Source organism: Sabulicella flocculans, from assembly GCF_045449635.1.
Classification (GTDB): Bacteria; Pseudomonadota; Alphaproteobacteria; order Acetobacterales; family Acetobacteraceae; genus Roseococcus.
The window spans coordinates 54,428-76,065 of sequence record NZ_JBJJBR010000009.1 but is presented as its reverse complement, the minus strand read 5'-3'; the positions used below and the strand labels follow the sequence as shown (position 1 = coordinate 76,065).

Here is a 21,638-nt window from a genome sequence, read left to right as displayed (position 1 = left end):
CTCAGGCGGCGCGGCGCGCCACCGGCGTCCAGCGCGCCAGCTCGGCCGTCACGAATTCCAGCATCCGCGCCGGCGTCATCGCGCCGAGCGAGACCAGCCCCAGCGCGTCCATGCGCTCGCGCACCGCGGGCTCGGCCATCGCCGCCTGGCACACCTCGTTGATGCGCGCGCGCGTCGGCTCCGGCAGGCTGGCCGGCGCGGCCAGCAGGAACCAGTTGGAGCACACCACGCCCGGGAACCCGGCCTCCGGCATGGCGGGCACGGCGGGAAACAGCGGGATGCGCGCCTCGCTGGTGAAGGCCAGGGCGCGCAGGGTGCCCTGGCGCACCGCCCCCGCATGGGCGCCGATGGTGTCCCACAGGGAGGACAGGTCGCCTGCCAGCACCGCCGCCTGCGCCTCCGGCGCGCCGCGATAGGGCACGTGCAGCAGGCGCACCCCCACCTCCTGCTCCAGCAGCAGCGCGGCCAGGTGGCCCATGGAGCCGACGCCGCTGTTGCCGAAGGAGATGGCATCGGGCCGCGCCCGCGCCGCCGCCACGTAGGCGCGCATGTCCGCATGGGGCGAATCGCCGCGCACCGCGCAGGTGATGGGCGCGCCGCCGAACATGGTGACGTAGCCGAAGCTGTCCGGCCGGTAGGCGATGTTGGGCAGGATGGCCGGCGCCACCGCCAGCGGCCCGGTGTTGGTGATGAGCAGCGTGTGCCCGTCCGTCGCCTGCAGCGCCGCCGCTGTGCCGACGGAGCCGCCGGCGCCCGGCCGCGACTCCAGCAGGAAGGGCTGGCCGAAGGCGCGCTCCAGCCGCTCGTTCATCAGGCGCATCACCACGTCCGTGGTGCCGCCGGGCGAATAGGGGTTGATGACGCGCACCGGCCGCGTGGGCCAGGCGGGCTGGGCGCGTGCGGCGGCCGGTGCCGCCAGCGCGGCGAGGAGGAGGCGGCGGGACGGCGTCATCGGCGAGGGCTCCGGGCGGGACGGCCAGGGTGGCAGCCGCCCGGGCGGCGCCACAAGCGCGGCGGGGGCCGCCCGAGGCCCCGCCGGCCCGGCGATGCCCAGCCTATGGGCAGGCTGCCCGCAACGCTGCCGCGTCGCCGCGCCATTCGCCCAGCCGCAGCCCCCAGGCCGGGGCCAGCCGGCGCAGCGCCGGGTCCTCCGTCAGCAGGACGTCGCCCGGCAGGGTGGCGGCCTCCTCCTCGGGCGGCGGTGCGCCGGGGCGGTCCAGCAGGGCCCAGGTGCCGGCGTGGTCGGTCCAGGGGCGGTCGCCCAGCGGGCGCAGCGCCGCCACCCGCCGGCCGGGCACGCCGTCGCGCAGCAGCGCCGCCACCTGCGGCCGCGGCAGCAGCGAGAGGTCCAGCCACAGCCGCGGGACGCGCGGCCCCGCCCCGCCGCGCTCGGCCAGGGAGCGCGCCAGGGCGGGGGCGGCGGCGGCGGCCCCGGCGGCGTCCAGCCCCAGCCCGGCCAGCACCTCCTCCGGCAGTGGCCGGGCCCAGCCGGCCTCGATGGCGGCGGGCAGGCCGGCCGCGTCCAGGACGTGCAGGTGGAAGGTGGCGGCGGCGCCGTGCGCGGCGCGCAGCCGGTCCGCCGCCGCGGCGTCGGGCACCAGCACGGCGCGCGCCGCTTCCAGCACCTCGCCGGTCGCCGCGCCCTCGGCGCGCAGCAGCACCACGGCGGGCACCGCGCCCAGCACGGCCAGGGGCGGCGCTTCCCCGGCCACCGCCAGCACGCGGTCGAACAGCCGCGCGCGGGCCGGCAGCCGCGCCTGGTCCAGGAAGGGGAAGCGCGCGGCCAGCGCCTCGTCCTCCGGCGGCGCCGGGCCGCACAGGGTCACGGCGTAGTCGGCGGCCAGGGCGCCGGCCAGGGCGGCGTCGGGCCGCTCGGCCAGCAGGGCCAGCCGGGGCAGGCGGCGCGGCGGGGCACGGCGGGGCGCCAGCGCCTCCAGCGCGTCCCAGGCGCGGGCGGCCACGCCGTCCCAGGACCATTCGCGGGCACGGCGCAGGCCGTGCGCCGCCAGCTCGGCCCGGCCCTCCGGATCCTCCAGCCAGCGGCGCAGCAGGGTGGCCAGGGCGGGGGCGTCGCCGGGCGGGAATTGCGCGTCGGGGCGCGGCGCCAGTTCCGGCAGGGCGCCGGCGCGGGCCACCAGCACCGGCGCGCCGCAGGCCATCGCCTCCGCCGCCGGCAGGCCGTAGCCCTCGCCCAGCGAGGGGATGACCACCAGCGCGGCGCCGGCATACAGGGCGGGCAGCGCGTCGTCCGGCACGAAGGGCAGCGCCACCGCCTCCCCTTCCGCAAGCCCAGCGGCGGCGAAGCGCGCGCGCAGCCCGGCGGGGTCGGCGTGGCCGATGCACAGCGGGTGGCGGCGGCGCAGCGCGGGCGGCAGCAGGGCGAAGCCGCGCACCAGCGTGGCGTCGTCCTTGCGCGGGTCGCCGGCGCCCAGGAACAGCACGCAGCCGGGATGGGGCGAGGCCGCCCCCGGCTCCGGCGGGCGGAAGCGGGCGGCCGGCGCGCCGCCGATGACGGCCACGCGCTCCGGCGGCTGCGGCAGGAAGCGGCGCGCCTCGCCGCGCGTGTGCTCGCTGTTGCACAGCAGCAGGTCGCAGGCGGCGGCCTCGGCCAGGCAGGCGGCGTACCAGGGGCGCAGCCCGTTCGCCCCCCACAGCCCGTCGAGGTAGAGCGGCCGCAGCGAAAGCGGCAGCAGGTCGTGCAGGGTGGCGGCGGTGGCGACGCGCCCGCGCTCCGCCGGCCAGGTGGTGACGGCGTCGGTGTCCCAGCCCTCGAAGATGCTGCCCAGGTGCAGGGCGTCGGGCTGCGCGGCCAGCACCGCCTCGGCCCGCAGCAGGGCGGCGGCGCGGCGCAGCGCGTGCTGCGGCGCGCGGCCCGCCGCGGTGCCGGCGGGCGCCGTCCAGCGCACGGATTGCGCGGGGCCGAACTCCGCCAGCAGCTCCGCCGCGCTCCCGGCCAGGCCGGTGTTCACCAGCACCAGCGGGTCGTGCCCGCGCGGGTGGCGCAGCAGGGCGCGCGCCAGTTCCAGGGTGTAGCGGCCCAGCCCGCCGCGCCGCGCCCCGCCCTGCGCCCCCTGGAGGTCAAGCAGCAGCCTCACCGGCCCAGCAGCCGCGCCGCCGGGCCGGACAGCGGGGCGCCCGCCGGGGCCGCGGCCTCCAACGCCGCCAGGCGGGCGGCCAGGGGCAGCGGCGGCGCGGTGGCCTCCAGCAGTGCCAGCCGTCCCTCCAGGTCGTCGTCGCGCGCCCAGCGCAGCAGCAGGGGGCGGCGGCCTTCCAACGGCAGGGCGTGCTCGCCGGGCTCCAGGCGCAGGCGGCGCGGCACCGCCTCTCCCTCCAGGCCCAGCAGCAGGTGCAGCGGCGCCGGGGCGGCGAAGCGCAGCGTGCCGTCGCCCGGCAGCAGCGCCGCCCAGCCGGCGGCATCCTCCGGGCCCAGAGGCCCGGCCGGCAGGGGCGCGGCCTCGGCGGGCAGGTGGCGCAGGACGCGCAGCCCGGCGCGGATGGGCCGCGGGTCGCCGCCCGGCGGCGGGTGCAGCGGGCCCATCACGCGCAGCACCAGCGTGCCCGCCCCGCCCGGCCAGGGGCAGGACAGCGCGGCGCCTGGGCGCAGCGGCGCGGGCGCGCCGTCCTCGCCCAGCGCCACCAGGTTGCCTTCCGCCCAGGGCCGCGCCTCCAGCTCGGCCAGGATGCGCCCGGGCGGCGCCTCCACGTGCAGGGTGGCGGCGGGGCCGATCACCCAGGCCACCCCGTCCTCCGGCGCCACCAGCCCGGCGCCGAGGGCGGATTCGGGCAGGGCGGGCTCGGGCCCCAGCACGGGCGGCGGCGGCAGCGGGCGCGGCAGGGCCGGGCGCGCCACCGCCTCGCGCAGCGCCGCCAGCACCTCCTCGCCCACCTCGGCCCAGCCGCGCGGGCGGAAGCCGTCGCGCAGGCGGGCGCGCTCGGCGGCCAGCGCCGCCGGGTCCTCCGCCCAGGCGCGCACGGCCTGCGCCACCTGCCGGGCCGAGAAGGGATCCAGCGCCCCGGCGAAGCCGCCCGCGGCCTCCGGCGTCGCGCCCGTCATCGCCGCCAGGCAGGGGGTGCCGAGCGCGAGGGACTCGCCCACCGGCAGCCCCCAGCCCTCGGTGAAGGAGGGGAACACGGTGAAGGCGGCCGCTTGGTAAAGGGCCGCCAGCTCGGGGTCCGACACGCCGGGCAGCAGGCGGATCCGCCCGCCCAGGAAGCCGGTCGCCTCCAGCTGGGCCAGCAGATCGCCGACGCGCCAGCCGGGCTTGCCCACCAGCACCAGCGGCGGCGGGGCGAAGCCGTCCTCCAGCAGCAGCTTCCAGGCCTGGAACAGCACCAGGTGGTTCTTGCGGCTTTCCAGCGTGCCGACGCACAGCACGAAGGGCCGGCCGCGCAGGTCACGCGCCGCCTCCGGCCAGCCCGCGGGCTCCGCCCCGGTCAGCCGGTGGGCCAGCGGCACGGCGCGCACCGGCACCTCCGCCGCCGCCCGCGCCGCCAGCGCCGCCCGCATGCCCGCCGCCGAATGCTCCGAGATGGCGAGGGCGAAGTCCCAGCGCCGCGCGCCGGAGGCGAGCGAGCGCCCGAACGCCGCGGCGTTGGCGGCGTCGGCGTGCTCCGGGTGGGTCAGGGGAATCATGTCGTAGGCCAGCATGCCCAGGCGCAGCCCGGCGGCGCGCAGCCGGTCCAGCAGCGGCCCGTCCCCGGCGTGGAACCAGAAGGCGCCCAGCGTCATGTACAGCCGCGCCGAGGGCAGGTGCGCCGGGGCGGCGGAATCCAGCGCCGCGTCCACCAGCGCGCGGGCCACGGCGGGGTCGTGCGCGCCGGATTCGGCGTGGCGCAGCACCGCGTCCAGCGCCGCGTCCTCCAGCGCCCAGATGGGGCCCAGCGGCCCGTCCAGCATCACGAAGCGCGCCTCGCCCGGGGCGTGGTCCAGCAGGTGGCGGCAGATGCCCATCTGCACGCGCTGGATGCCGGTGGCGCGCCCGGTGCCGTGCAGCATGGACAGCAGGTCGGAGATGTCGAGCAGGAAGGGCCCGCCCGGCGAGCCTTCCAGCGGGGCGTCGCCGCCGGCGGCGCGCAGGCGCTGCCAGGCGTCGCGCCGCGGCCGCGCCTCGAAGGCGGCGCGCAGCCCCGCGAGGTCGGGCGGGGCGGCCGGCGGGGCCGCGGCGCGGCGCGGCGCCCCCGGGCGCAGCCCCAGCGCCGCCAGCTCCTCCGCCGCGTGGTTGGGCGGGGCCAGCGCGTCCGACAGCTCGTAGGCCTGGCGCGCCTCCGCCATGCGGCCCTGCAGCTTCAGCGCGTGGCCCAGTTGCAGCGGGATGTCGTGGTCCGCCGGACGCAGCGCCATGGCGCGGCGATAGGCGGTCTCGGCCGCGCGGGGGTCGCCGCCATCCTTCAGCATGTGCCCCAGCTGCACGAGGATCGGCGCGTCCTCCGGCGCGCGTTCCAGGTGGGCGCGGTAATGCGCCGCGGCGGCGGCCAGGTCGCCGCGGTCGCGCGCGGCGTCGGCCAGGGCCAGCGGGTCCGGCGGCGGGGGCTGCGGCGGCGGCGGCGGCGGCGGGCGGAAGCGCGCGAGCAGGGAGCGGATCACGCGCGGAGCCTAGCGCAAGCTCAGCGCCATGCCACCTCGGGCAGGTTCGCCACCGGGAAGCGCGCCACGCTCAGCCGGCGGGCGCGCAGCTCCACCGGCATCTCCAGCCGGGGCGGGCCGCCGCCCGGCGGCACCCGCGCGCCCAGCTGCGCCGCGATGGCCAGCGGCCCAGCCACCTGCGGCGCCAGCAGCCCGGCCTCGCGCATGGCCGCCACCCAGTCGCCGGGGGCGTGCAGCGTCAGCTGGCCGCGGCCTTCCGGCTGCAAGGCGGCGTCCAGCGTCAGCGTCGCCTGGGCCTCGGCCCGCGCCTCGCCGCGCCGCGCCTCCGCCTGCAGCAGCCGCAGCCGGCCGCCGCCGGCGCGGAAGGCGGCCGGGGTGCCGGCGGGGTTCTCCAGCGCCAGCAGCAGGGAGAAGCCGTCCAGCCGCACCGGGCCCAGCCGGGTGGCGTCGGCCGTCAGCTGGGCGTGCCCGTCGCGCCAGCGCAGGGCGATGCGGCGCGATTCCAGGCCGGGCGCCACCAGGGCCTCGGCGTTCCACAGCAGGTCCTCCGCCTCCAGCCCGGCCAGGCCCTCCAGCGCCTGCGCTTGCACCGGCACGCGCTGCGCCCCGGCCAGGGCGGCCAGCTCCCCCTCCGCGCGCAGGCGCAGGTGGCGGGGGGTGCGCGGGTCCAGCGCCACGCGCAGGGTCCCGGCCTCCAGCCCCAGGCCCAGCGGGTTGCGGGCGCTGAAGCCCGGCAGCGCCACCTCCGGCCGCCAGGGCAGCGGGCCGCGCTCCGGCGCGCCGTGCGCCACCTGCCAGCCCTCGGCGCGGCGCGCCTCGGCCCAGGCCAGCACGCCGCGCTCCAGCCGGTTCAGCGCCACCTGCCAGGCGAAGGCCGCCCCGCCGCCCAGCAGCAGGAGGACCAGCAGGAACAGGGACCATTTTCTTGCCATCACGCCGGGGTTAGACCCGCAGGCGATGGACCCGTCCAGCCCGCTGCACGTCTTCGCCTACGGCTCGCTCATCTGGCGGCCGGGCTTTCCCTTCGCGGCGCGCGAGCCGGCGCTGCTGCGCGGCTTCCACCGCCGCTTCTGCCTGTGGAGCCGCCTGTACCGCGGCACGCCCGAGCGCCCGGGGCTGGTGCTGGGGCTGGACCGCGGCGGCTCCTGCCACGGCGTCGCCTTCACCGTGGCGCCGGGGGACGTGGCCGCCACCCGCGCCTACCTGCGCGAGCGCGAGAACCCGCGCGGCGAGAACGTGTACCATGAGCGCATGCTACCGGTGCGCCTCGCCTCCGGCGGCGTGGTGCGCGCGCTGTGCTACGTGGCCGACCGCCGCCACCCCGCCTATGCCCGCCCCTGCGCCGAGACGGCGGCGCGCGTCATCGCCGCGGGGGTCGGCCAGGCGGGCTCCAACCGCGACTACCTGCTGAACACCCTGGCCATGCTGCGCGAGATGGGGCTGCGCGACGCCGCGCTGGAGGGCATCGCCGGGCGGCTGGAAAGCGCGCCTTAACCCGCGGGGCCGCAAGCTGCGGCGCATGGACACCCCCGCCCCCGAGGAAGCGCGCGAGGCCCGCGCCCGCTGCGCCCGCCTGCTGGCGGAGCTGCACCGCCTGCACCTGGCCATGGCGCAGGAGGCGCGGGGCCTGAAGCGCTTCACCGCCGCCGGCCGCAGCAGCGTGGAGAGCGAGACGGTGGCCGAACTTCTGGAGCAGTACATGTCCGCCTCCGACGCCTTCCTGGAGAACATGCGCGGCCGGATGGAATCCCGCCTGGGCGTGCTGCGCCGGGGCGAGCCGCAGCTGGCCGGCCGCGACGCCGCGGCGGCGCCGGGGCACGGCGCCTTCTGGCTGGTGTTCTCCCGCCTGTGCGCGGTGCTGCGGCGCATCGAGCGCCGGGTGGCCGGATAATCCTTGCGCGGCGCGGCCGCCCGTTGCATCCCTGGGCGGAACGGACGGGGAAGGAAACGGGATGCCGCGTGACGGCGAGCCGGCGGCGACCAGCGTGCGCGAGGCGGTGTTCGACCTGCTGCGCCGCCTGGGCCTCACCACGGTGTTCGGCAACCCCGGCTCCACCGAGCTGCCCTTCCTGGACCGCTGGCCGGCGGATTTCCGCTACGAGCTCTGCCTCGCCGAAGCGGTGGCGGTGGCGATGGCCGACGGCCACGCGCGCGCCACCGGGCGGGCGGCGCTGTGCAACCTCCATTCGGCGGTGGGCATCGGCCACGCCATGGGCAACCTGTTCACCGCCTTCCGCAACCAGGCGCCGGTGGTGGTCACGGTGGGCCAGCAGGCGCGCTCCCTGCTGCCGGGCAACCCCTTCCTGGGCGCCACCGACGCCGCCGCCTTCCCGCGCCCCTACGTGAAGTGGTCGGTGGAGCCGGCGCGGGCGGAGGACGTGCCGCGCGCCATCGCCCAGGCGCACGCCATCGCCATGCAGCACCCGCGCGGGCCGGTGATGGTGTCCATCCCCATGGATGACTGGGCGCGCCCCGCCGCCGCCGTGCCGCCGCGGACCCACCGCAACGACATGGCGCCCGACCCGGCGGGGCTGGCCGAATGCGCCGCCGCCCTGGCCGCCGCCGCCCGCCCCGTGCTGGTCGCCGGGGCGGAGGTGGACGCCGAGGGCGCCGGCCCCGCCCTGGTGGCCCTGGCGGAGAAGCTGCGCGCCCCCGTGCTGGCCGCGCCCTTCGCCGCGCGGGTCTGCTTCCCCGAGGACCATCCGCTGTTCGCCGGCTTCCTGCCGGCGGCGCCGGGCGCCATCGGCGCGGCGCTGGCCCCCTTCGACGCGGTGCTGGTGGCCGGCGCGCCGGTGTTCACCTTCCACGTGGCCGGCGAATGCGCGGCCTTCGCCGGCCCCGCCCCAATCTTCCAGATGACCACGGATGGCGAGTCCGCGGCGGCGGCCGGCGCCGGCACCGCCCTGCTCGGCTCGCTGCGGCTGGGCCTGCCGGCGCTGGCGGCGCTGCTGCCGGACGCCACCCGCCCGCCCCCCGCCCCGCGCCCGCCCGCCCCCGCGCCGGAGGCGGGCGACCCGCTGCGCGCCGAATGGCTGTTCGCCGCCATCCGCCGCCGCCTGCCGCCCGGTGCCGTGGTGGTGGAGGAGGCGCCCTCCCACCGCCCGGCCATCCAGCGCCACCTGCCCATCACCGAATGGGGCGGCTTCCTCACCATGGCCTCTGGCGGGCTGGGCCACGGGCTGCCCGCCGCCATGGGGGTGGCGCTGGCCGGGCGGCGCGTCGTCGCGGTCATCGGCGACGGCTCCATGCTCTACTGCATCCAGGCGCTGTGGAACGCGGCGCAGGGGCGGCTGCCGGTCACGGTTGTCGTGGTCAACAACGGCGGCTACGGCGCCATGCGCTCCTTCTCCGGCGTGCTGGGCGTCACCGGCGCCCCGGGCATCGACGTGCCGGGGGTCGGCTTCGCCGACATCGCCCGCGGCTTCGGCGTGCCGGCCCGCCGCTGCGACACCCCGGCCGCGGTCGAGGCGGCGCTGGCCGAGGGGCTGGCGCTGGACGGCCCGCTGCTGCTGGACGTGCCGGTGGACCCGGCCATCCCCCACCTCTACGCGAAGGCGCATTGACCATGGACCGGCGCTCCCTGCTCGCCCTGCCGCTGCTGGCCCCGGCGCTCGCCGCCGCCCAGGGGGGCTGGCCCGCCCGCCCCATCCGCATCGTGGTGCCCTTCCCGCCCGGCGGGCTGGCCGACCTGCTGGCCCGCCCACTGGCGCTGCGGCTGCAATCCGCGCTGGGCCAGCCGGTGGTGGTGGAGAACCGGCCCGGCGCCGGCGGCAACATCGGCGCCGACGCCGTGGCCAAGGCGGCGCCGGACGGCGCCACCTGGCTGCTGGGGTCCATCGGCCCGCTGGCGGCCAACCCCTTCCTGTTCGCCAACATGCCCTTCGACCCGCGCACCGCCTTCGCGCCCTGCGTGCAGCTCATCAGCACGCCCAAGGTCATCGCGGTGAACGCCAGCCGCCCGTGGCGCGACCTGCCCGCCCTGCTGGCCGACGCCCGCGCCCGGCCCGGCGCCATCCGCGGCGGCTCGGCCGGCAACGGCTCCTCCCTGCACATCGCCCTGGCGCTGCTGAACCGGCTGGCGGGGGTGGAGATCACCCACGTCCCCTACCGGGGCGCCGCGCCGGCGGTCACCGACCTGGTGGCCGGCACGCTGGACCTCATCATCGACAACACCCCCAACATCCTGCCCCAGCTGCGCGAGGGCACGGTGCGCCCGCTGGCGGTGGCCACCGCCGCCCGCCTGCCCGTGCTGCCCGAGGTGCCGACGGCGGAGGAGGCCGGGCTGCCCGGCTTCGTGTTCGGCACCTGGTTCGGCCTGGCCGCCCCCGCCCGCACCCCGCCCGACATCGTCGCCCGCATGGCCGAGGCGGTGAGCGCCGCCCTGCGCGAGCCGGAGATCGGCCCCCGCCTGGCCGAGACCGGCGCGGTGGTGGGCGGCGGCACCCCCGAGCAGTTCGCCGCCTTCATCGCCGCGCAGGTGGCGGTGCTGGAACCCCTGATCCGCGAGGCGCGCATCCGCGCCGATTGACCGCGCCCGCGCGCCGGGGCACCCCCGGCGCATGGACGCGCACCTGCTGAGGCAGTCGGATTCCCCCTTCCACGACCTGCTGGGCATCGAGATGGCCGAATGGCGGGAAGGCCACGCCCGGCTGCTGTGCCGCGCCGGGCCGCAGCACGCCAACCGCGGCGGCATCGTGCATGGCGGCGTCATGCTGGCCCTGCTGGACCAGGTGAACGCCTTCGCCGGGCTGTTCTGCACCGTGCCCGGCCACCGCCGCTCCGCCGTGACGCTGGACCTGGATGCGCGCTTCACCGCCCCGGGCCGCATCGGCGCGCTGCTGGTGGCGGAAGGCACGCTGGTGACGGCTGGGCGCGCCGTGTTCTTCGCCCGCGGCGAGGTGCGCGACGAGGACGGGACGCTGCTGGCCTTCGGCGGCTCCACCCACCGCTTCCGGCCCGGCTCTCACGACCCGGCGGGGGTTCCGGCGTAGCCGGGCACCGCGACGCGGAACTCCGCCCCCGCCCCGGGCTCGCTGGCGATGCGCAGGCTGCCGCGGTGGCGCTGGAGGATGTGCTTGACGATGGCCAGCCCCAGCCCGGTGTTGCCGGTGCCGCGCCCGCGCGCCTTGTCCACCCGGTAGAAGCGCTCCGTCAGCCGCGGGATGTGCTCCCGCGCGAAGCCCGGGCCGTCATCCACCACCGTGAAGCCCACCTGCGCCGCCTCGGCGAAGCCGCGCAGCTCCACCCGGGTGGCGGCGTGGCGCAGCGCGTTGTCCAGCAGGTTGCGCGCCACCTGCGCCATCTGGTCGGCATCGGCGGGGTGGGCCACCAGCCCGTCCGGCACCTCCAGCGCCAGGGCGATGCCGCGGCGGGCGAACAGCGGTTCCAGCGCCGCCGCCTCCGCCCGCAGCACGGCGTCCAGCGGCACGGCGGCGGTGGGCGGCAGGTGCTCGGTGGCCTCCACGCGCGACAGGCCGAGCAGGTCCTCGATCAGGCGCCGCATGCGCTCGCCCTGCTCGGCCATGATGCCCAGGAAGCGGTGCTGCGCCGCCGGGTCGTCGGCGGCGGGGCCGCGCAGCGTCTCGATGAAGCCCATGATGGAGGCCAGCGGCGTGCGCAGCTCGTGCGAGGCGTTGGTGACGAACTCCGCCCGCCGCCGCTCGGCCGCGCGCGGCGCCGAGCGGTCCGCCAGCACCAGCAGCAGCCGCCCGCCATCCGGCAGCGGCGGGTCCAGCGGCACCAGCTGGGCCAGGCATTCGCGCAGGCCCGGCAGCGCCACCTCGGCCTCCTGCGCGCCCTCGCCGCCCAGGGCGCGGTCGGCGGCGCCGGCCAGGGCGGGGTGGCGCAGCAGGGCGGGCAGGTCCTCGCCCAGCAGGCGGGCGGCGGCGGGGTTGGCGCGCAGCGGGGCGCAGGCGCCGTCCAGCACCACCACCGGGTCCGGCAGGGCGGCGATGGTGGCCTCCCCGGCCAGGCGCGCGCGCTCCAGCGCGGTGCGCTGGGCGGCGCGGGCGCGCTCCACCCGCGCCAGGGCGCCTTCCATCGGCAGCAGGGTCGGCAGCGGCGCGGGGCCGCCGCGGCCGGCGACCAGGTGCGCCTCCAGCCGCGCCACGGCGGCGCCCCAGCGCAGCGCCAGGGCGGCGGCGGCCAGCACGGCGGCCAGGGCCGCCCCCGGCCAGCCCAGCAGCGCGTGGCCCAGCGCGCCCAGGGCGGCCGGCGCCAGCAACGCCGCGCCGGCCAGCAGGGCGGCGCGGCGGTTCATGCCCGCATCAGCTGCCCGCGCCGGCCGGCGCGGCCTGGACCAGCTGCGGATCGGCGCCGGGGCGCAGGGCGAAGACCGCCAGGCCCCGCGCCAGCACGCCGTTCTCGCGCAGCTGGATGGGGCCGTCGGCGCCCATGAAGGGCTCGCCCAGCGGCGGCGCGCCGGCCCGCGCGGCGCGCGCGGCCAGGGCGGCGCCGTCATAGGCCACGCCCGCGGTGCGCGGCGGGGCGGCGCCGAAGGCCCCGGCATAGGCGGCCTCGAAGCGGCCCCGCCCGGCAGGGTCGGGGCCGGGGAACAGCGCGCCGGCCAGGGCGGGCTCGTTGCCCAGCCCGGGTTCCGTGGCCCACAGGCTGGTGCCCAGCAGGCGCGGCGGGCGTCCGCCGAAGGCGGTGGCCAGGGCCGGGGCGGCCTGCCGGGCGAAGGCGCCGCCGCCGCCCAGCAGCACGGCGTCGGGCAATTGCGCCGCCAGCGCCTCGGCGGCGCCGGCCAGGTCGCCGCCGCGGGCGGCGGTGAACTGGATGACGGGCGGCGGCAGCCCGGCCTCGGCGGCGGCGCGGCGCATCGCGTCGGCCAGGCGCTGGCCGAAGGCGTCCTCCGGCGCCAGCAGGGCGAAGCGCCGCGCGCCCTGGCCCAGGGCGGCCTGCATTACCCGCCGCGCCTGCTGGGTGGGGGTGATGCCCAGCACCCAGGTGGCCGGCCCGGCCTGCGCCTCGTCCGAGGTGAAGGCGAACACCGGCAGCTGCCCGCCGGTGGCGGCGGAGACGGCGGCGGTTTCCTGCAGGGTCAGCGGCCCGGCGACGGCGCGCGCGCCCTCCGCCACCGCCTGCCGCGCCGCGTCGGCGGCGCCGGCGGAGGAGGAGCGGGTGTCGCGCGGCAGGAACTCCACGCCGCGGTCGCCGCCCTCGAACAGGGCCAGGGTGGCCGCGTTCTGCATCGCCTCGCCCAGCGGGGCCTGCGGGCCCGACAGCGGCAGCAGCAGCGCCACCCGGCTGCGCGGCGCCGCGGCGTCGCCCGGCATGGGCGGCGGCGCCCAGCGCGCCTGCGGGCCGGTGGCGGGGAAGCCCGGCCCCTGGGGTTGCGGCGCGCAGCCGATCAGGGCCAGGAAGCCCAGTAGCCATGGCAGACGACGCATCACCCCACCCCCCTTCCGGCGGCCTGACCCTGGTGGCCACGCCGATCGGCAACCTGGACGACGTTCCGGCCCGCGCGCTCCAGGCGCTGCGCGCGGCCGACTCCGTGCTGTGCGAGGATACACGGGTGACGGCCAAACTGCTCGCGCGGCACGGCGTTGCCGCGCGCCTGCACGCCCTGCACGACCACAACGAGGAAGCGGAGGCCGTGCGCCTCGTCAAGCGCATGCAGGAGGGCGCGCGGCTGGCGCTGGTGAGCGACGCCGGCACGCCGCTGGTGAGCGACCCCGGCTTCCGCCTGGTGCGCGCGGCGATCGCCGCCGGGGTGCCGGTGACCGGCGTGCCCGGCCCCAACGCCGCCCTGCTGGCGCTGACCCTGAGCGGCCTGCCGCCCCACCCCTTCCTGTTCGCGGGCTTCCTGCCGGCCAGGGAGGCCGCCCGCGCCGCCGAGGTCGCGCGGCTGCGGGCGCTGGAAGGGGCGGGCCTGTCCGCCACCCTGGTGTTCTACGAGGCGCCGCACCGCGCCGCCGAGGCGCTGGCCGCCCTGCGCGACGGGCTGGGCCCCGCCCGCCCCGCCGCCCTGGCGCGTGAGCTGACCAAGACCTTCGAGGAAGTGCGCCGCGGCACGCTGGACGCCCTGGCCGAAGGCGCCCTGGCCGACCCGCCGCGCGGCGAGGTGGTGCTGCTGGTCGGCCCCGCCCCGCCCCCCGAGGCGCCGCCGGAGGCCGAACTGGACGCCCTGCTGCGCCGTGCCATGGAAACCATGAGCCGCCGCGACGCCGCCGCCCACGTGGCCGCCGCCACCGGGCTGCCGCGCAAGCAGGTCTATGCCCGCGCCCTGGAAATGTGACAGGCGCATGGCGCTATGGGCAATTCCCAGGCTGCGCGATGCGCCGCGATGGGCAAGAACCCCCGGGATTTTCAGGATGACGGGGCATGGACCAGGGACCGGGCGCATTTTTCCTCGATGAGACGACGACCAGCCGGGTGCCGCAGCCCGGCCCGGCGCTGGCGCGCCTGTTCGCCGCGCCGATGCGGCCGGGCGCGCTGCGCTGGATCGGCCTGCGCCCGGCCCGCCGCGCCCCGGTGCAGGCGGTGGAGCGCGCCTTGCTGGTGCCCGGCACCGGGCTGGAGGGCGACCGCTACGCCGGCACCGGCCGCGCCGGCCGGCAGGTGACGCTCATCGCCGCGGAGGACCTGGCGGCCGTGGGCGCCTTCCTCGGCCGCGCCGTGGCGCCGGAGGAAGTGCGCCGCAACCTGCTGGTGGCGGGGGTGAACCTGCACGCGCTGAAGGGCCGCCGCTTCCGCATCGGCGCCGCCCTGCTGGAGTGGAGCGCCGAGTGCCACCCGTGCTCGCGCATGGAGGAGGCGCTGGGGGTGGGCGGCTACAACGCCCTGCGCATGCGCGGCGGCATCTGCGCCCGGGTGCTGGTGGGCGGCGCCATCGCCTGCGGGGACGTGGTCGAAGCGGCCTGAGCGGGGCTTGGACGCCCCAGGCTTCGGGCCTAGCCTCGCCGCCTCACTCCATGCATCCGGGGAAGGAAGCGGCGTTGGCGAACAAGGTGAAGCAGGCTTGGCAAGCGGGCCAGGCGGTGGTGAACGGCTGGCTGGCGGTGCCCAACGCCTTCGTGGCCGAGATGTACAGCCAGTGCGGCTGGGACAGCGTGACGGTGGACATGCAGCACGGCGTGCAGGACTACCTGTCCTGCGTCGCGTGCTTCCAGGGCATCGCCGCCTCCGGTTCGGGCGCCGTGCCGATGGTGCGGGTGCCGTGGAACGAGCCCGGCATCATCGGCAAGGTGCTGGATGCCGGCGCCTACGGCGTGATCTGCCCGATGGTGAACACCGAGGCCGAGGCCCGCGCCCTGGTGCAGTATTCCAAGTATCCGCCCAAGGGCACGCGCTCCAACGGGCCGATCCGCGCCGGGGCCTATGGCTCCGCCGGCGCCTACCAGCAGACGGCGAATGACGAGATCCTGGTCATCCCGATGATCGAGACCAAGCAGGCCATCGAGAACATCGACGCCATCCTGGCGGTCGAGGGCATCGACGGCATCTACATCGGCCCGTCCGACCTGTCCTTCTCCTACGGCAAGACGCCGAAGCTGGACGTGGAGGACCCGGAGGTCCTCGACATCTACAAGATGCTGCTGGACAAGACGGGCCAGCGCGGCATCGCGGCCGGGCTGCACAACGGCACCGCCGAGTACGCCCACCGGATGATCGGCATGGGCTTCAAGCTGGTGACCATCGCCAACGAGGTCGGGCTGATGGTCAACGCCGCCAAGCAGGCGGTGAAGGTGGCGCGGGGGTGAATCCCCACCGCAGTTTTCCGTCGCCGCTGTGCGGCGGCGGAAAACCGCGGCGGGGGCCCCGGGGGCAGGCGCACGCTACGCCTGAGGGTGGCCGCCGGATGGGGGGGCGGCCGCGCGGCTTCGCGCGCTCCGGGCCGTGCCTGGTCCTGGGGGGCCTGCTCCGCGCCAGGGCGAAGCCCCGGCGCGACCGCCAGGTGGAGGGGGCGCTGACGGGGAGGGAGCGCCCTTCGATGCCGCCCGCGATGGGCGGGCGGCGGCGAGGGCACGGAGGAAAGGCAGCCCCCGCCGGGGGCTGCGGGGTCAGAACTTGAAGGAGATGGAGCCCAGCGCGCGGGCGTTGCACACGTCCTGCCGGCCCGCGCAGTCGCCGCGGCTGATGGAGGTGTCATAGTAGCCGACGGAGGCGGAGATGGTGCCGATCCCCTCGATGGCGAACTCACGCGAGATGGCGACCGACCACCACGCATAGTCCGGCGTGCCGAAGCGCACGTTGCGCTGGATCCACTGGTGGCCGATGCGCCCGCCCAGCGTCAGGTCCCAGATGCCCGTCTTCCAGTCCGCGCCGCCTTCCAGGTAGTAGCCGTCGCCGGAGGAGCCGAAGAAGTTGGGCGAGTAGTTGAACTGGCCCAGCAGGTTCACCGGCCCGACCTCGCGCGAGACCTTCAGCTGCGCCTCGGCGTAGTTCAGCCCGAACTGGCCCGGCGCCCGGTCGTAGCCCGGGTAGGTGTACCAGATGCCGCCGACGTCGAAGTTGAAGTCCAGCGCGGTAAAGCGGTAGCCGCCGAACAGGTCCACCTCCTGCCGGGCGTCGGTGCCGAGGAAGCGGACATTGGACAGGAAGCCGCCGATGTAGAAGCCGGAGGAATGCGCGACCTCGGCGTTCAGCTGGGTGGCGAAGCGCGAACGCGTCTGGCTGATGCCGCGGAACAGGTAGTCGCTGGCGGCGGTGCCGGTGACGGTGGCGGTCAGCCCCGTGTCACCCAGGGCGACCTGGGCCTGCGCCGGCTGCGCCAGCGCGAAGGCGCCGAGGGCGGTGGAGGCGAGGAGGAACTTGCGCATGGGCCGGTCACTTTCCGCTGATGCCAACGCTGGGTGCGTTGCAACAAGAGAGCCACGAAGCTTGCCGCTTGCCCAGGGCCATGCCCACAGACAAATCATGATCACGCGCAACCGTGGCTTTCTTGCCACATCTGCCCAGGCGCTAGGCACACCCTAGACACGCAGGTCGAGCAGCGAACCGCGCGGCACCGGAGTGGCCGGGGCGGGCGGCACGGCTTCCAGCTTGCGCTGGGCCGCCACCTCCGTCGCCTGGAACGGGGCGTCGGCTCGCTGCGCCGGGGCCGCCCCTTGCGCGGGGCGAGCACGGGAGATCTCTTGCGTGAAGGCCGCGAGGCTGTTGCTGCTGATCATGCGCGCCACTCTCCAGCGAAGGGATGAAGGCTTGCTGAATCCGGCGGCGATCAGGCGATTGGCGGACATGCCCCAGGCTGGGGCATGTCTCGTTAATATGTCAATGAAAAATTAATCAGACGCGAAGCGCCTCGACTCCCGGCAAGGCCTTGCCCTCCAGCCATTCCAGGAAGGCGCCGCCGGCGGTGGAGACGTAGCTCATCCGCTCCGCCACGCCGGCATGGCGCAGGGCGCTGACGGTGTCGCCGCCGCCGCCCACGCTGGTCAGGCTGCCGGCCTCGGTCAGCCGTGCCACCTCCTGCGCCACCGCCACCGTCGCGGCGTCGAAGGGCGCGATCTCGAAGGCGCCGAAGGGGCCATTCCACACCAGCGTCTTCGCGGTGCGCAGCGCCTCCACCACGGCGGCCACCGTCGCCGGGCCGACATCCAGCGCCATGCGCCCCGCCGGCACCGCGTCCAGCCCCACCACCTCGTGCGGGCTGTGGGCAGCGAAGCCATCGGCGGCGACGAGGTCGAGCGGGAGCATGATGGTGCAGCCCTTGCCCTGGGCCTCGGCCATGATCTGCCGGGCGGTGTCGTGCATCTCGGCTTCCTGCAGCGACTTGCCCACCGCGTGGCCCTGGGCGGCCAGGAAGGTATTGGCCATGGCGCCGCCGATCACCAGCACGTCCACCTTGCCGGACAAGTTGCCCAGCAGGTCCAGCTTGGTGGAAACCTTGGCGCCGCCGACGATCGCCACCACCGGGCGCTGCGGGGTGCCCAGCGCCTTGTCCAGCGCCTCAAGCTCCTGCTGCATCAGCCGGCCGGCATAGGCGGGAATCAGGCGCGCCACGCCCTCGGTGGAAGCATGGGCGCGGTGGGCGGCGGAGAAGGCGTCGCTGACGAAGGCATCGGCCAGCTTGGCCAGGCCCTGCGCCAGGGCGGGGTCGTTCTTCTCCTCGCCCTTGTGGAAGCGGGTGTTCTCCAGCAGCAGCGCCTCGCCATCCTTCAACGCGGCGGCGGCGGCCTCGGCCTCGGGGCCCACGCAGTCATCGGCGAAGGCGACGGGCTGGCCCAGCGCCTCGCCCAGCGCGGCCTGCATGGGCTTCAGCGACATCTCCGGCACGCGTTGGCCCTTGGGCCGGTCGAAATGCGAGCAGATGATGACGCGCGCGCCCTTCTCCAGCAGCTCCTTCACCGTGGGCACCAGGCGGGTGATGCGCGTCATGTCGGTGATGCGCCCGTCCTTCACCGGCAGGTTCAGGTCGGCGCGCAGCAGCACGCGCTTGCCGCGCGCGTCCAGGTCATCGAGGGTGCGGAAGGCGGGCATTGATAGTAAGCTCCCTAGTTCTTGGAGTTCAACACATGAGATGGAAATTATTACTGCTATTCTTTTTCGTCGTCGGAGGCGTAATAATCTTAATGAATATGGGGAAAGGCATAAACGAGTCACACCAAAATGTGCTTTCTCAAAACAACTCTACTGTTGCCACGTCTACAGAATCATCTGCTCGTGAGGTCACGCCAGATGACCTTGGAAATCGCTTAGCACACGGAGCAGAACGCTTATGCGAACAACGAATGCGAGTACCGGAAGCGCTCGCAGCAATACGGAGGCGCGGAAAAGATCCAGTATCATACTGCGACTGCGTTAGTGCAGAATCTCGATATATCGGCCGCGAACTCAACCAACTTATTATTCAGGGTCGAGATCGCGGCATCGAACTGTATGAACAGGCCTCTCAGCCAGATTACATATTTTCTTTGGCTCGGACTGCTTTTGAGAACTGCTTCTTTAGGCCGTGAACTAGAGCTTCCCGAACAGGGCAGCGGTGTCCGACATCCGGTTCGAGAAGCCCCACTCATTGTCGTACCAGCCCATCACGCGCACCAGCTTGCCGCCATCCAGGCTCTGGGTCTGGGTGGCGTCGAAGGTGCAGGAATGCGGGTTGGTGTTGAAGTCCACCGACACCAGCGGCGCCGTCTCGTAGCCCAGGATGCCCTTCAGCGCGCCCTGCGAGGCTTCCAGCATCGCCGCGTTCACCTGGTCCTTGGTCACGCCATCGGTGGCGAGGTTCACGTCCAGGCTGACCAGCGAGACATTGGGCGTCGGCACGCGGATGGCGGTGCCGTCCAGCTTGCCCGCCAGTTCCGGCAGCACCAGGCCCACGGCCTTGGCCGCGCCCGTGGAGGTCGGGATCATGGACACGGCGGCCGCACGCGCGCGCCGCAGGTCCTTGTGCAGCGTGTCCACTGTGTTCTGGTCGCCCGTGTAGGCGTGGATGGTGACCATGTAGCCGCGCAGCACGCCCCACTTGCCGTGCAGCACGTGCACCATCGGCGCCAGGCAGTTGGTGGTGCAGGAGGCGTTGGACACCACCGTCATGTCCTTGGTGAGGACCTGGTGGTTCACGCCGTAGACCACCGTCGCATCCACCTCGTCGGCCGGCGCCGAGATCAGCACCTTGCGCGCGCCCGCCGCCATCAGCGGCGCCGCCTTGGCCTTGGTGGTGAAGATGCCGGTGCACTCCAGCGCCACGTCCACGCCGCCGAAGGGCACGGCGGAAGGGTCGCGCGAGGCCGAGACCTTGATCGGCCCGTACTTGCGGCCGTTGCGGACGATGGTGATGCTGTCGCCCTCGACGCTCACCTCGCCGTCGAAGCGGCCATGCACGCTGTCATACTTGAACAGGTGGGCATTGGCCTCGACCGAGCCGAGGTCGTTGATGGCGACGCATTCCACGTCGGTGCGCCCGCTCTCGACCATGGCGCGCAGCACCAGGCGCCCGATGCGCCCGAAGCCGTTGATGGCAACCTTCACCGTCACTTGCTCACTCCCCCGATACGAGATTGCGCGCCGCCGCGACCACCGCGGCCGGCGTGATGCCGAAATGCTCGAACAGCTGGTCCGCCGGCGCCGAGGCGCCGAAGCCCGCCATGCCCACGAAGGCCGCGCGCTCGCCCAGCCACTGGTCCCAGCCGAAGCGCAGCGCCGCCTCCACGCCCACGCGCGGCGCGGTGCCCAGCACGGCGGCGCGGTATTCCGCATCCTGCCGCGCGAAGAGCTCCCAGCAGGGCATGGAGACGACGGCGGCGCGGATGCCCTGCTCCGCCAGCGCGGCGCGCGCGGCGACGGCGACCTGCACCTCCGATCCGGTGGCCAGGAGCGTCACCTGCCGCTCGCCGCCCTCGGCCTCCTCCAGCACATAGGCGCCGCGGGCCACCTTGTTCTCGCCTGCCTCGCCGCGCAGCGCCGGCAGGTTCTGCCGCGACAGCGCGAGCACGGAGGGCGCGGTGTCCAGCCGCAGCGCCATCTCCCACGCCTCGGCCGTCTCCATCGCATCCGCCGGGCGGAACACGTAGAGGTTGGGGATGGCGCGCAGGGAGGCGATGGTCTCCACCGGCTGGTGGGTCGGCCCATCCTCGCCCAGGCCGATGCTGTCATGCGTCAGCACGTGGATGACGCGCTGGTGCATCAGCGCGGCGAGGCGCAGCGCCGGGCGCAGGTAGTCGGCGAAGACCAGGAAGGTGCCGGAATAGGGGATGACGCCGCCATGCAGCGCCATGCCGTTCATCGCCGCCGCCATGCCGTGCTCGCGCACGCCCCAATGGACGAAGCGCCCGGCATAGTCGCCCGGCTTGACCGCCGGGATGCCCTTCACGTTGGTGTTGTTGGAGCCGGTGAGGTCGGCGCTGCCGCCCACCATCTCCGGCACCGCCGGCACCAGGGCCTCCAGCGCCTTCTGCCCGGCGATGCGGCTGGCGATCTTCGGGCGCCCCTCGGCGTGCTGCTGGCGCAGGGCGTTCAGCGCGTCGCTCCAGCCCTCGGGCAGCTTGCCGGCCATGGCGCGCTCGAAATCGGCGCGGCCCGGATGCTTGGCCAGGCGCTTGAGCCAGGAGCGGCGGGTGCCGGCGGAACGGCGCCCGGCCTCCTCCCAGCGCGCCTTGAGGCCGTCGGGCACGGTGAAGGGCTCGGCGTTCCAGCCCAGGGCGGACTTGGCGGCGGCGATCTCGTCCGCGCCCAGCGGCGCGCCGTGGCTGCTGGCGGTGCCCGCCTTCTTCGGCGCGGCGAAGCCGATGATGGTGCGGCAGGCAATCAGCGTCGGCTTCTTGGAGCGCATGGCTTGGGACATCGCCCCGGCCAGCTCCTGCTGGTCATGCCCGTCCACCCGGCGCACCGCCCAGCCATAGGCCTGGAAGCGCTTCAGCACGTCCTCGCTGAAGCTCAGCGCGGTGTCGCCGTCGATGGAGATGTGATTGTCGTCCCACAGCACCGTCAGCTTCTCCAGCTTCAGGTGCCCGGCCAGCGCCGCCGCCTCGTGAGAGATGCCTTCCTGCAGGTCGCCATCCGAGGCGATGACCCAGGTGCGGTGGTCCACCAGCGACTTGCCGAAGCGCGCGGCCAGCATGCGCTCGGCCAGCGCCATGCCGACGGCGGTGGAGATGCCCTGCCCCAGCGGGCCGGTGGTGGTCTCGATGGCCGGGTGCTCGCCGAATTCCGGGTGGCCGGCGGCGGGGGAATGCAGCTGGCGGAAGCGGCGCAGCTCCTCCATCCCCATGCCGGCATGGCCGGACAGGTGCAGCAGCGAATACAGCAGCATGGAGCCGTGGCCGGCGGACAGCACGAAGCGGTCGCGGTCCGGCCAGCGCGGGTCGGCGGCGTCGTATTTCAGGAACTTGGTCCACAGCACCGTCGCCACGTCGGCCATGCCCATGGGCATGCCGGGGTGGCCGGACTTCGCCGCCTCCACCGCATCCATCGCCAGCGCGCGGATGGCGTCGGCCATGCGGCGCTCCTCCGTGGCGGGGCGGGCGAGGATGGCGGCCTGGGCGGCCTGGGCGGGCGTCGGCTCCGCCCGGGGAAGGGTGTCGGGTTCGGTGGTGGCCAAGGGTGTTCCGGGCTCCGGCGATGGGCCGGGTTCTAGGCCGGGCCTCCCGGCGGGACAAGCCGGGTGGCCCGG

19 protein-coding genes are annotated in these 21,638 nt (G+C 75.8%); 8 read left to right on the top strand and 11 right to left on the bottom strand.

Translation table 11 applies throughout. From position 1 onward, the window contains the following. Nucleotide 1: 1 nt before the first annotated feature. The 4 genes from ACI6QG_RS10775 to ACI6QG_RS10760 form a co-directional block, all read right to left on the bottom strand. Entirely contained in the window at nucleotides 2–952 is a 951-nt protein-coding gene (locus tag ACI6QG_RS10775; RefSeq protein ID WP_407024559.1) for a tripartite tricarboxylate transporter substrate binding protein, read from the bottom strand. A gap of 103 nt (nucleotides 953–1,055) precedes the next feature. Beyond that, the gene (locus ACI6QG_RS10770) at nucleotides 1,056–3,095 is read right to left on the bottom strand and encodes a glycosyltransferase (RefSeq protein ID WP_407024558.1); all 2,040 of its coding nucleotides are present in this window, start codon (nucleotides 3,093–3,095) and stop codon (nucleotides 1,056–1,058) included. After that, nucleotides 3,092–5,584, bottom strand: coding sequence for a glycosyltransferase family 4 protein (locus ACI6QG_RS10765; RefSeq protein ID WP_407024557.1), 2,493 nt, complete (start codon nucleotides 5,582–5,584; stop codon nucleotides 3,092–3,094). Before ACI6QG_RS10765 ends, ACI6QG_RS10770 begins: the two co-directional genes overlap by 4 nt. Before the next feature lie 20 nt (nucleotides 5,585–5,604). Next, nucleotides 5,605–6,516: a DUF2125 domain-containing protein gene (locus ACI6QG_RS10760; protein ID WP_407024556.1), complete on the bottom strand. Its 912-nt coding sequence runs from the start codon at nucleotides 6,514–6,516 to the stop codon at nucleotides 5,605–5,607. A gap of 25 nt (nucleotides 6,517–6,541) precedes the next feature. Here ACI6QG_RS10760 and ACI6QG_RS10755 point away from each other — a divergent pair, with 25 nt between their 5' ends. The 5 genes from ACI6QG_RS10755 to ACI6QG_RS10735 all read left to right on the top strand — a co-directional run bounded on the left by ACI6QG_RS10755 (nucleotide 6,542) and on the right by ACI6QG_RS10735 (nucleotide 10,575). Next, nucleotides 6,542–7,078 carry a gamma-glutamylcyclotransferase gene (locus ACI6QG_RS10755; protein WP_407024555.1) on the top strand — a complete coding sequence of 179 codons (537 nt, stop codon included), beginning with the start codon at nucleotides 6,542–6,544 and terminating at the stop codon, nucleotides 7,076–7,078. A 25-nt stretch (nucleotides 7,079–7,103) separates the two neighbouring features. Further along, nucleotides 7,104–7,475 carry a hypothetical protein gene (locus tag ACI6QG_RS10750; RefSeq protein ID WP_407024554.1) on the top strand — a complete coding sequence of 124 codons (372 nt, stop codon included), beginning with the start codon at nucleotides 7,104–7,106 and terminating at the stop codon, nucleotides 7,473–7,475. A gap of 61 nt (nucleotides 7,476–7,536) precedes the next feature. Next, a complete protein-coding gene (mdlC, locus tag ACI6QG_RS10745) occupies nucleotides 7,537–9,147 on the top strand; it encodes a benzoylformate decarboxylase (protein ID WP_407024553.1) in 1,611 nt (536 codons plus the stop codon). Nucleotides 9,148–9,149: 2 nt separating this feature from the next. Next, the gene (locus tag ACI6QG_RS10740; RefSeq protein ID WP_407024552.1) at nucleotides 9,150–10,112 is read left to right on the top strand and encodes a Bug family tripartite tricarboxylate transporter substrate binding protein; all 963 of its coding nucleotides are present in this window, start codon (nucleotides 9,150–9,152) and stop codon (nucleotides 10,110–10,112) included. A 31-nt stretch (nucleotides 10,113–10,143) separates the two neighbouring features. Further along, nucleotides 10,144–10,575, top strand: a complete 432-nt coding sequence (locus tag ACI6QG_RS10735; protein ID WP_407024551.1) for a PaaI family thioesterase — start codon at nucleotides 10,144–10,146, stop codon at nucleotides 10,573–10,575. Here ACI6QG_RS10735 and ACI6QG_RS10730 read toward each other — a convergent pair. Together ACI6QG_RS10730 and ACI6QG_RS10725 are read right to left on the bottom strand one after the other, a co-directional pair. Then, nucleotides 10,548–11,843, bottom strand: coding sequence for an ATP-binding protein (locus ACI6QG_RS10730; protein ID WP_407024550.1), 1,296 nt, complete (start codon nucleotides 11,841–11,843; stop codon nucleotides 10,548–10,550). The genes ACI6QG_RS10735 and ACI6QG_RS10730 overlap by 28 nt on opposite strands. 7 nt (nucleotides 11,844–11,850) lie before the next feature. Continuing rightward, a complete protein-coding gene (locus tag ACI6QG_RS10725; RefSeq protein WP_407024549.1) occupies nucleotides 11,851–12,975 on the bottom strand; it encodes a penicillin-binding protein activator in 1,125 nt (374 codons plus the stop codon). On the opposite strand from ACI6QG_RS10725, the gene rsmI reads away from it, so the two are divergent. The 3 genes from rsmI to ACI6QG_RS10710 all read left to right on the top strand — a co-directional run bounded on the left by rsmI (nucleotide 12,960) and on the right by ACI6QG_RS10710 (nucleotide 15,288). Then, nucleotides 12,960–13,823, top strand: coding sequence for a 16S rRNA (cytidine(1402)-2'-O)-methyltransferase (rsmI, locus tag ACI6QG_RS10720; protein ID WP_407024548.1), 864 nt, complete (start codon nucleotides 12,960–12,962; stop codon nucleotides 13,821–13,823). The two genes, ACI6QG_RS10725 and rsmI, sit on opposite strands and share 16 nt — an antisense overlap. Nucleotides 13,824–13,909: 86 nt before the next feature. Continuing rightward, on the top strand, nucleotides 13,910–14,449 hold the full coding sequence (locus tag ACI6QG_RS10715; protein ID WP_407024547.1) for an MOSC domain-containing protein: 540 nt from the start codon (nucleotides 13,910–13,912) through the stop codon (nucleotides 14,447–14,449). Nucleotides 14,450–14,523: 74 nt separating this feature from the next. After that, on the top strand, nucleotides 14,524–15,288 hold the full coding sequence (locus ACI6QG_RS10710; RefSeq protein WP_407024546.1) for an HpcH/HpaI aldolase family protein: 765 nt from the start codon (nucleotides 14,524–14,526) through the stop codon (nucleotides 15,286–15,288). 300 nt (nucleotides 15,289–15,588) lie between these two features. Here ACI6QG_RS10710 and ACI6QG_RS10705 read toward each other — a convergent pair whose 3' ends face one another. The 5 genes from ACI6QG_RS10705 to tkt all read right to left on the bottom strand — a co-directional run bounded on the left by ACI6QG_RS10705 (nucleotide 15,589) and on the right by tkt (nucleotide 21,566). After that, entirely contained in the window at nucleotides 15,589–16,347 is a 759-nt protein-coding gene (locus ACI6QG_RS10705) for a TorF family putative porin (RefSeq protein WP_407024545.1), read from the bottom strand. 153 nt (nucleotides 16,348–16,500) lie between these two features. Beyond that, the gene (locus ACI6QG_RS10700; RefSeq protein ID WP_407024544.1) at nucleotides 16,501–16,698 is read right to left on the bottom strand and encodes a hypothetical protein; all 198 of its coding nucleotides are present in this window, start codon (nucleotides 16,696–16,698) and stop codon (nucleotides 16,501–16,503) included. A gap of 115 nt (nucleotides 16,699–16,813) precedes the next feature. Beyond that, the gene (locus ACI6QG_RS10695; protein WP_407024543.1) at nucleotides 16,814–18,007 is read right to left on the bottom strand and encodes a phosphoglycerate kinase; all 1,194 of its coding nucleotides are present in this window, start codon (nucleotides 18,005–18,007) and stop codon (nucleotides 16,814–16,816) included. Nucleotides 18,008–18,484: 477 nt separating this feature from the next. Then, a complete protein-coding gene (gap, locus tag ACI6QG_RS10690; protein WP_407024542.1) occupies nucleotides 18,485–19,504 on the bottom strand; it encodes a type I glyceraldehyde-3-phosphate dehydrogenase in 1,020 nt (339 codons plus the stop codon). Between the two features lie 4 nt (nucleotides 19,505–19,508). Continuing rightward, nucleotides 19,509–21,566: a transketolase gene (tkt, locus tag ACI6QG_RS10685; RefSeq protein WP_407024541.1), complete on the bottom strand. Its 2,058-nt coding sequence runs from the start codon at nucleotides 21,564–21,566 to the stop codon at nucleotides 19,509–19,511. Nucleotides 21,567–21,638 lie beyond the last annotated feature (72 nt).

Bases quoted from the DNA above. Each gene is read 5' to 3' on its own strand.
- ACI6QG_RS10730 (WP_407024550.1), bottom strand. From the start codon at position 11,843: ATGAACCGCCGCGCCGCCCTGCTGGCCGGCGCGGCGTTGCTGGCGCCG.
- rsmI (WP_407024548.1), top strand. From the start codon at position 12,960: ATGGCAGACGACGCATCACCCCACCCCCCTTCCGGCGGCCTGACCCTG.
- ACI6QG_RS10705 (WP_407024545.1), bottom strand. From the start codon at position 16,347: ATGCGCAAGTTCCTCCTCGCCTCCACCGCCCTCGGCGCCTTCGCGCTG.
- ACI6QG_RS10755 (WP_407024555.1), top strand. From the start codon at position 6,542: ATGGACCCGTCCAGCCCGCTGCACGTCTTCGCCTACGGCTCGCTCATC.
- ACI6QG_RS10735 (WP_407024551.1), top strand. From the start codon at position 10,144: ATGGACGCGCACCTGCTGAGGCAGTCGGATTCCCCCTTCCACGACCTG.
- mdlC (WP_407024553.1), top strand. From the start codon at position 7,537: ATGCCGCGTGACGGCGAGCCGGCGGCGACCAGCGTGCGCGAGGCGGTG.
- ACI6QG_RS10725 (WP_407024549.1), bottom strand. From the start codon at position 12,975: ATGCGTCGTCTGCCATGGCTACTGGGCTTCCTGGCCCTGATCGGCTGC.
- ACI6QG_RS10750 (WP_407024554.1), top strand. From the start codon at position 7,104: ATGGACACCCCCGCCCCCGAGGAAGCGCGCGAGGCCCGCGCCCGCTGC.
- ACI6QG_RS10715 (WP_407024547.1), top strand. From the start codon at position 13,910: ATGGACCAGGGACCGGGCGCATTTTTCCTCGATGAGACGACGACCAGC.
- ACI6QG_RS10740 (WP_407024552.1), top strand. From the start codon at position 9,150: ATGGACCGGCGCTCCCTGCTCGCCCTGCCGCTGCTGGCCCCGGCGCTC.
- ACI6QG_RS10695 (WP_407024543.1), bottom strand. From the start codon at position 18,007: ATGCCCGCCTTCCGCACCCTCGATGACCTGGACGCGCGCGGCAAGCGC.
- ACI6QG_RS10775 (WP_407024559.1), bottom strand. From the start codon at position 952: ATGACGCCGTCCCGCCGCCTCCTCCTCGCCGCGCTGGCGGCACCGGCC.
- ACI6QG_RS10700 (WP_407024544.1), bottom strand. From the start codon at position 16,698: ATGATCAGCAGCAACAGCCTCGCGGCCTTCACGCAAGAGATCTCCCGT.
- ACI6QG_RS10760 (WP_407024556.1), bottom strand. From the start codon at position 6,516: ATGGCAAGAAAATGGTCCCTGTTCCTGCTGGTCCTCCTGCTGCTGGGC.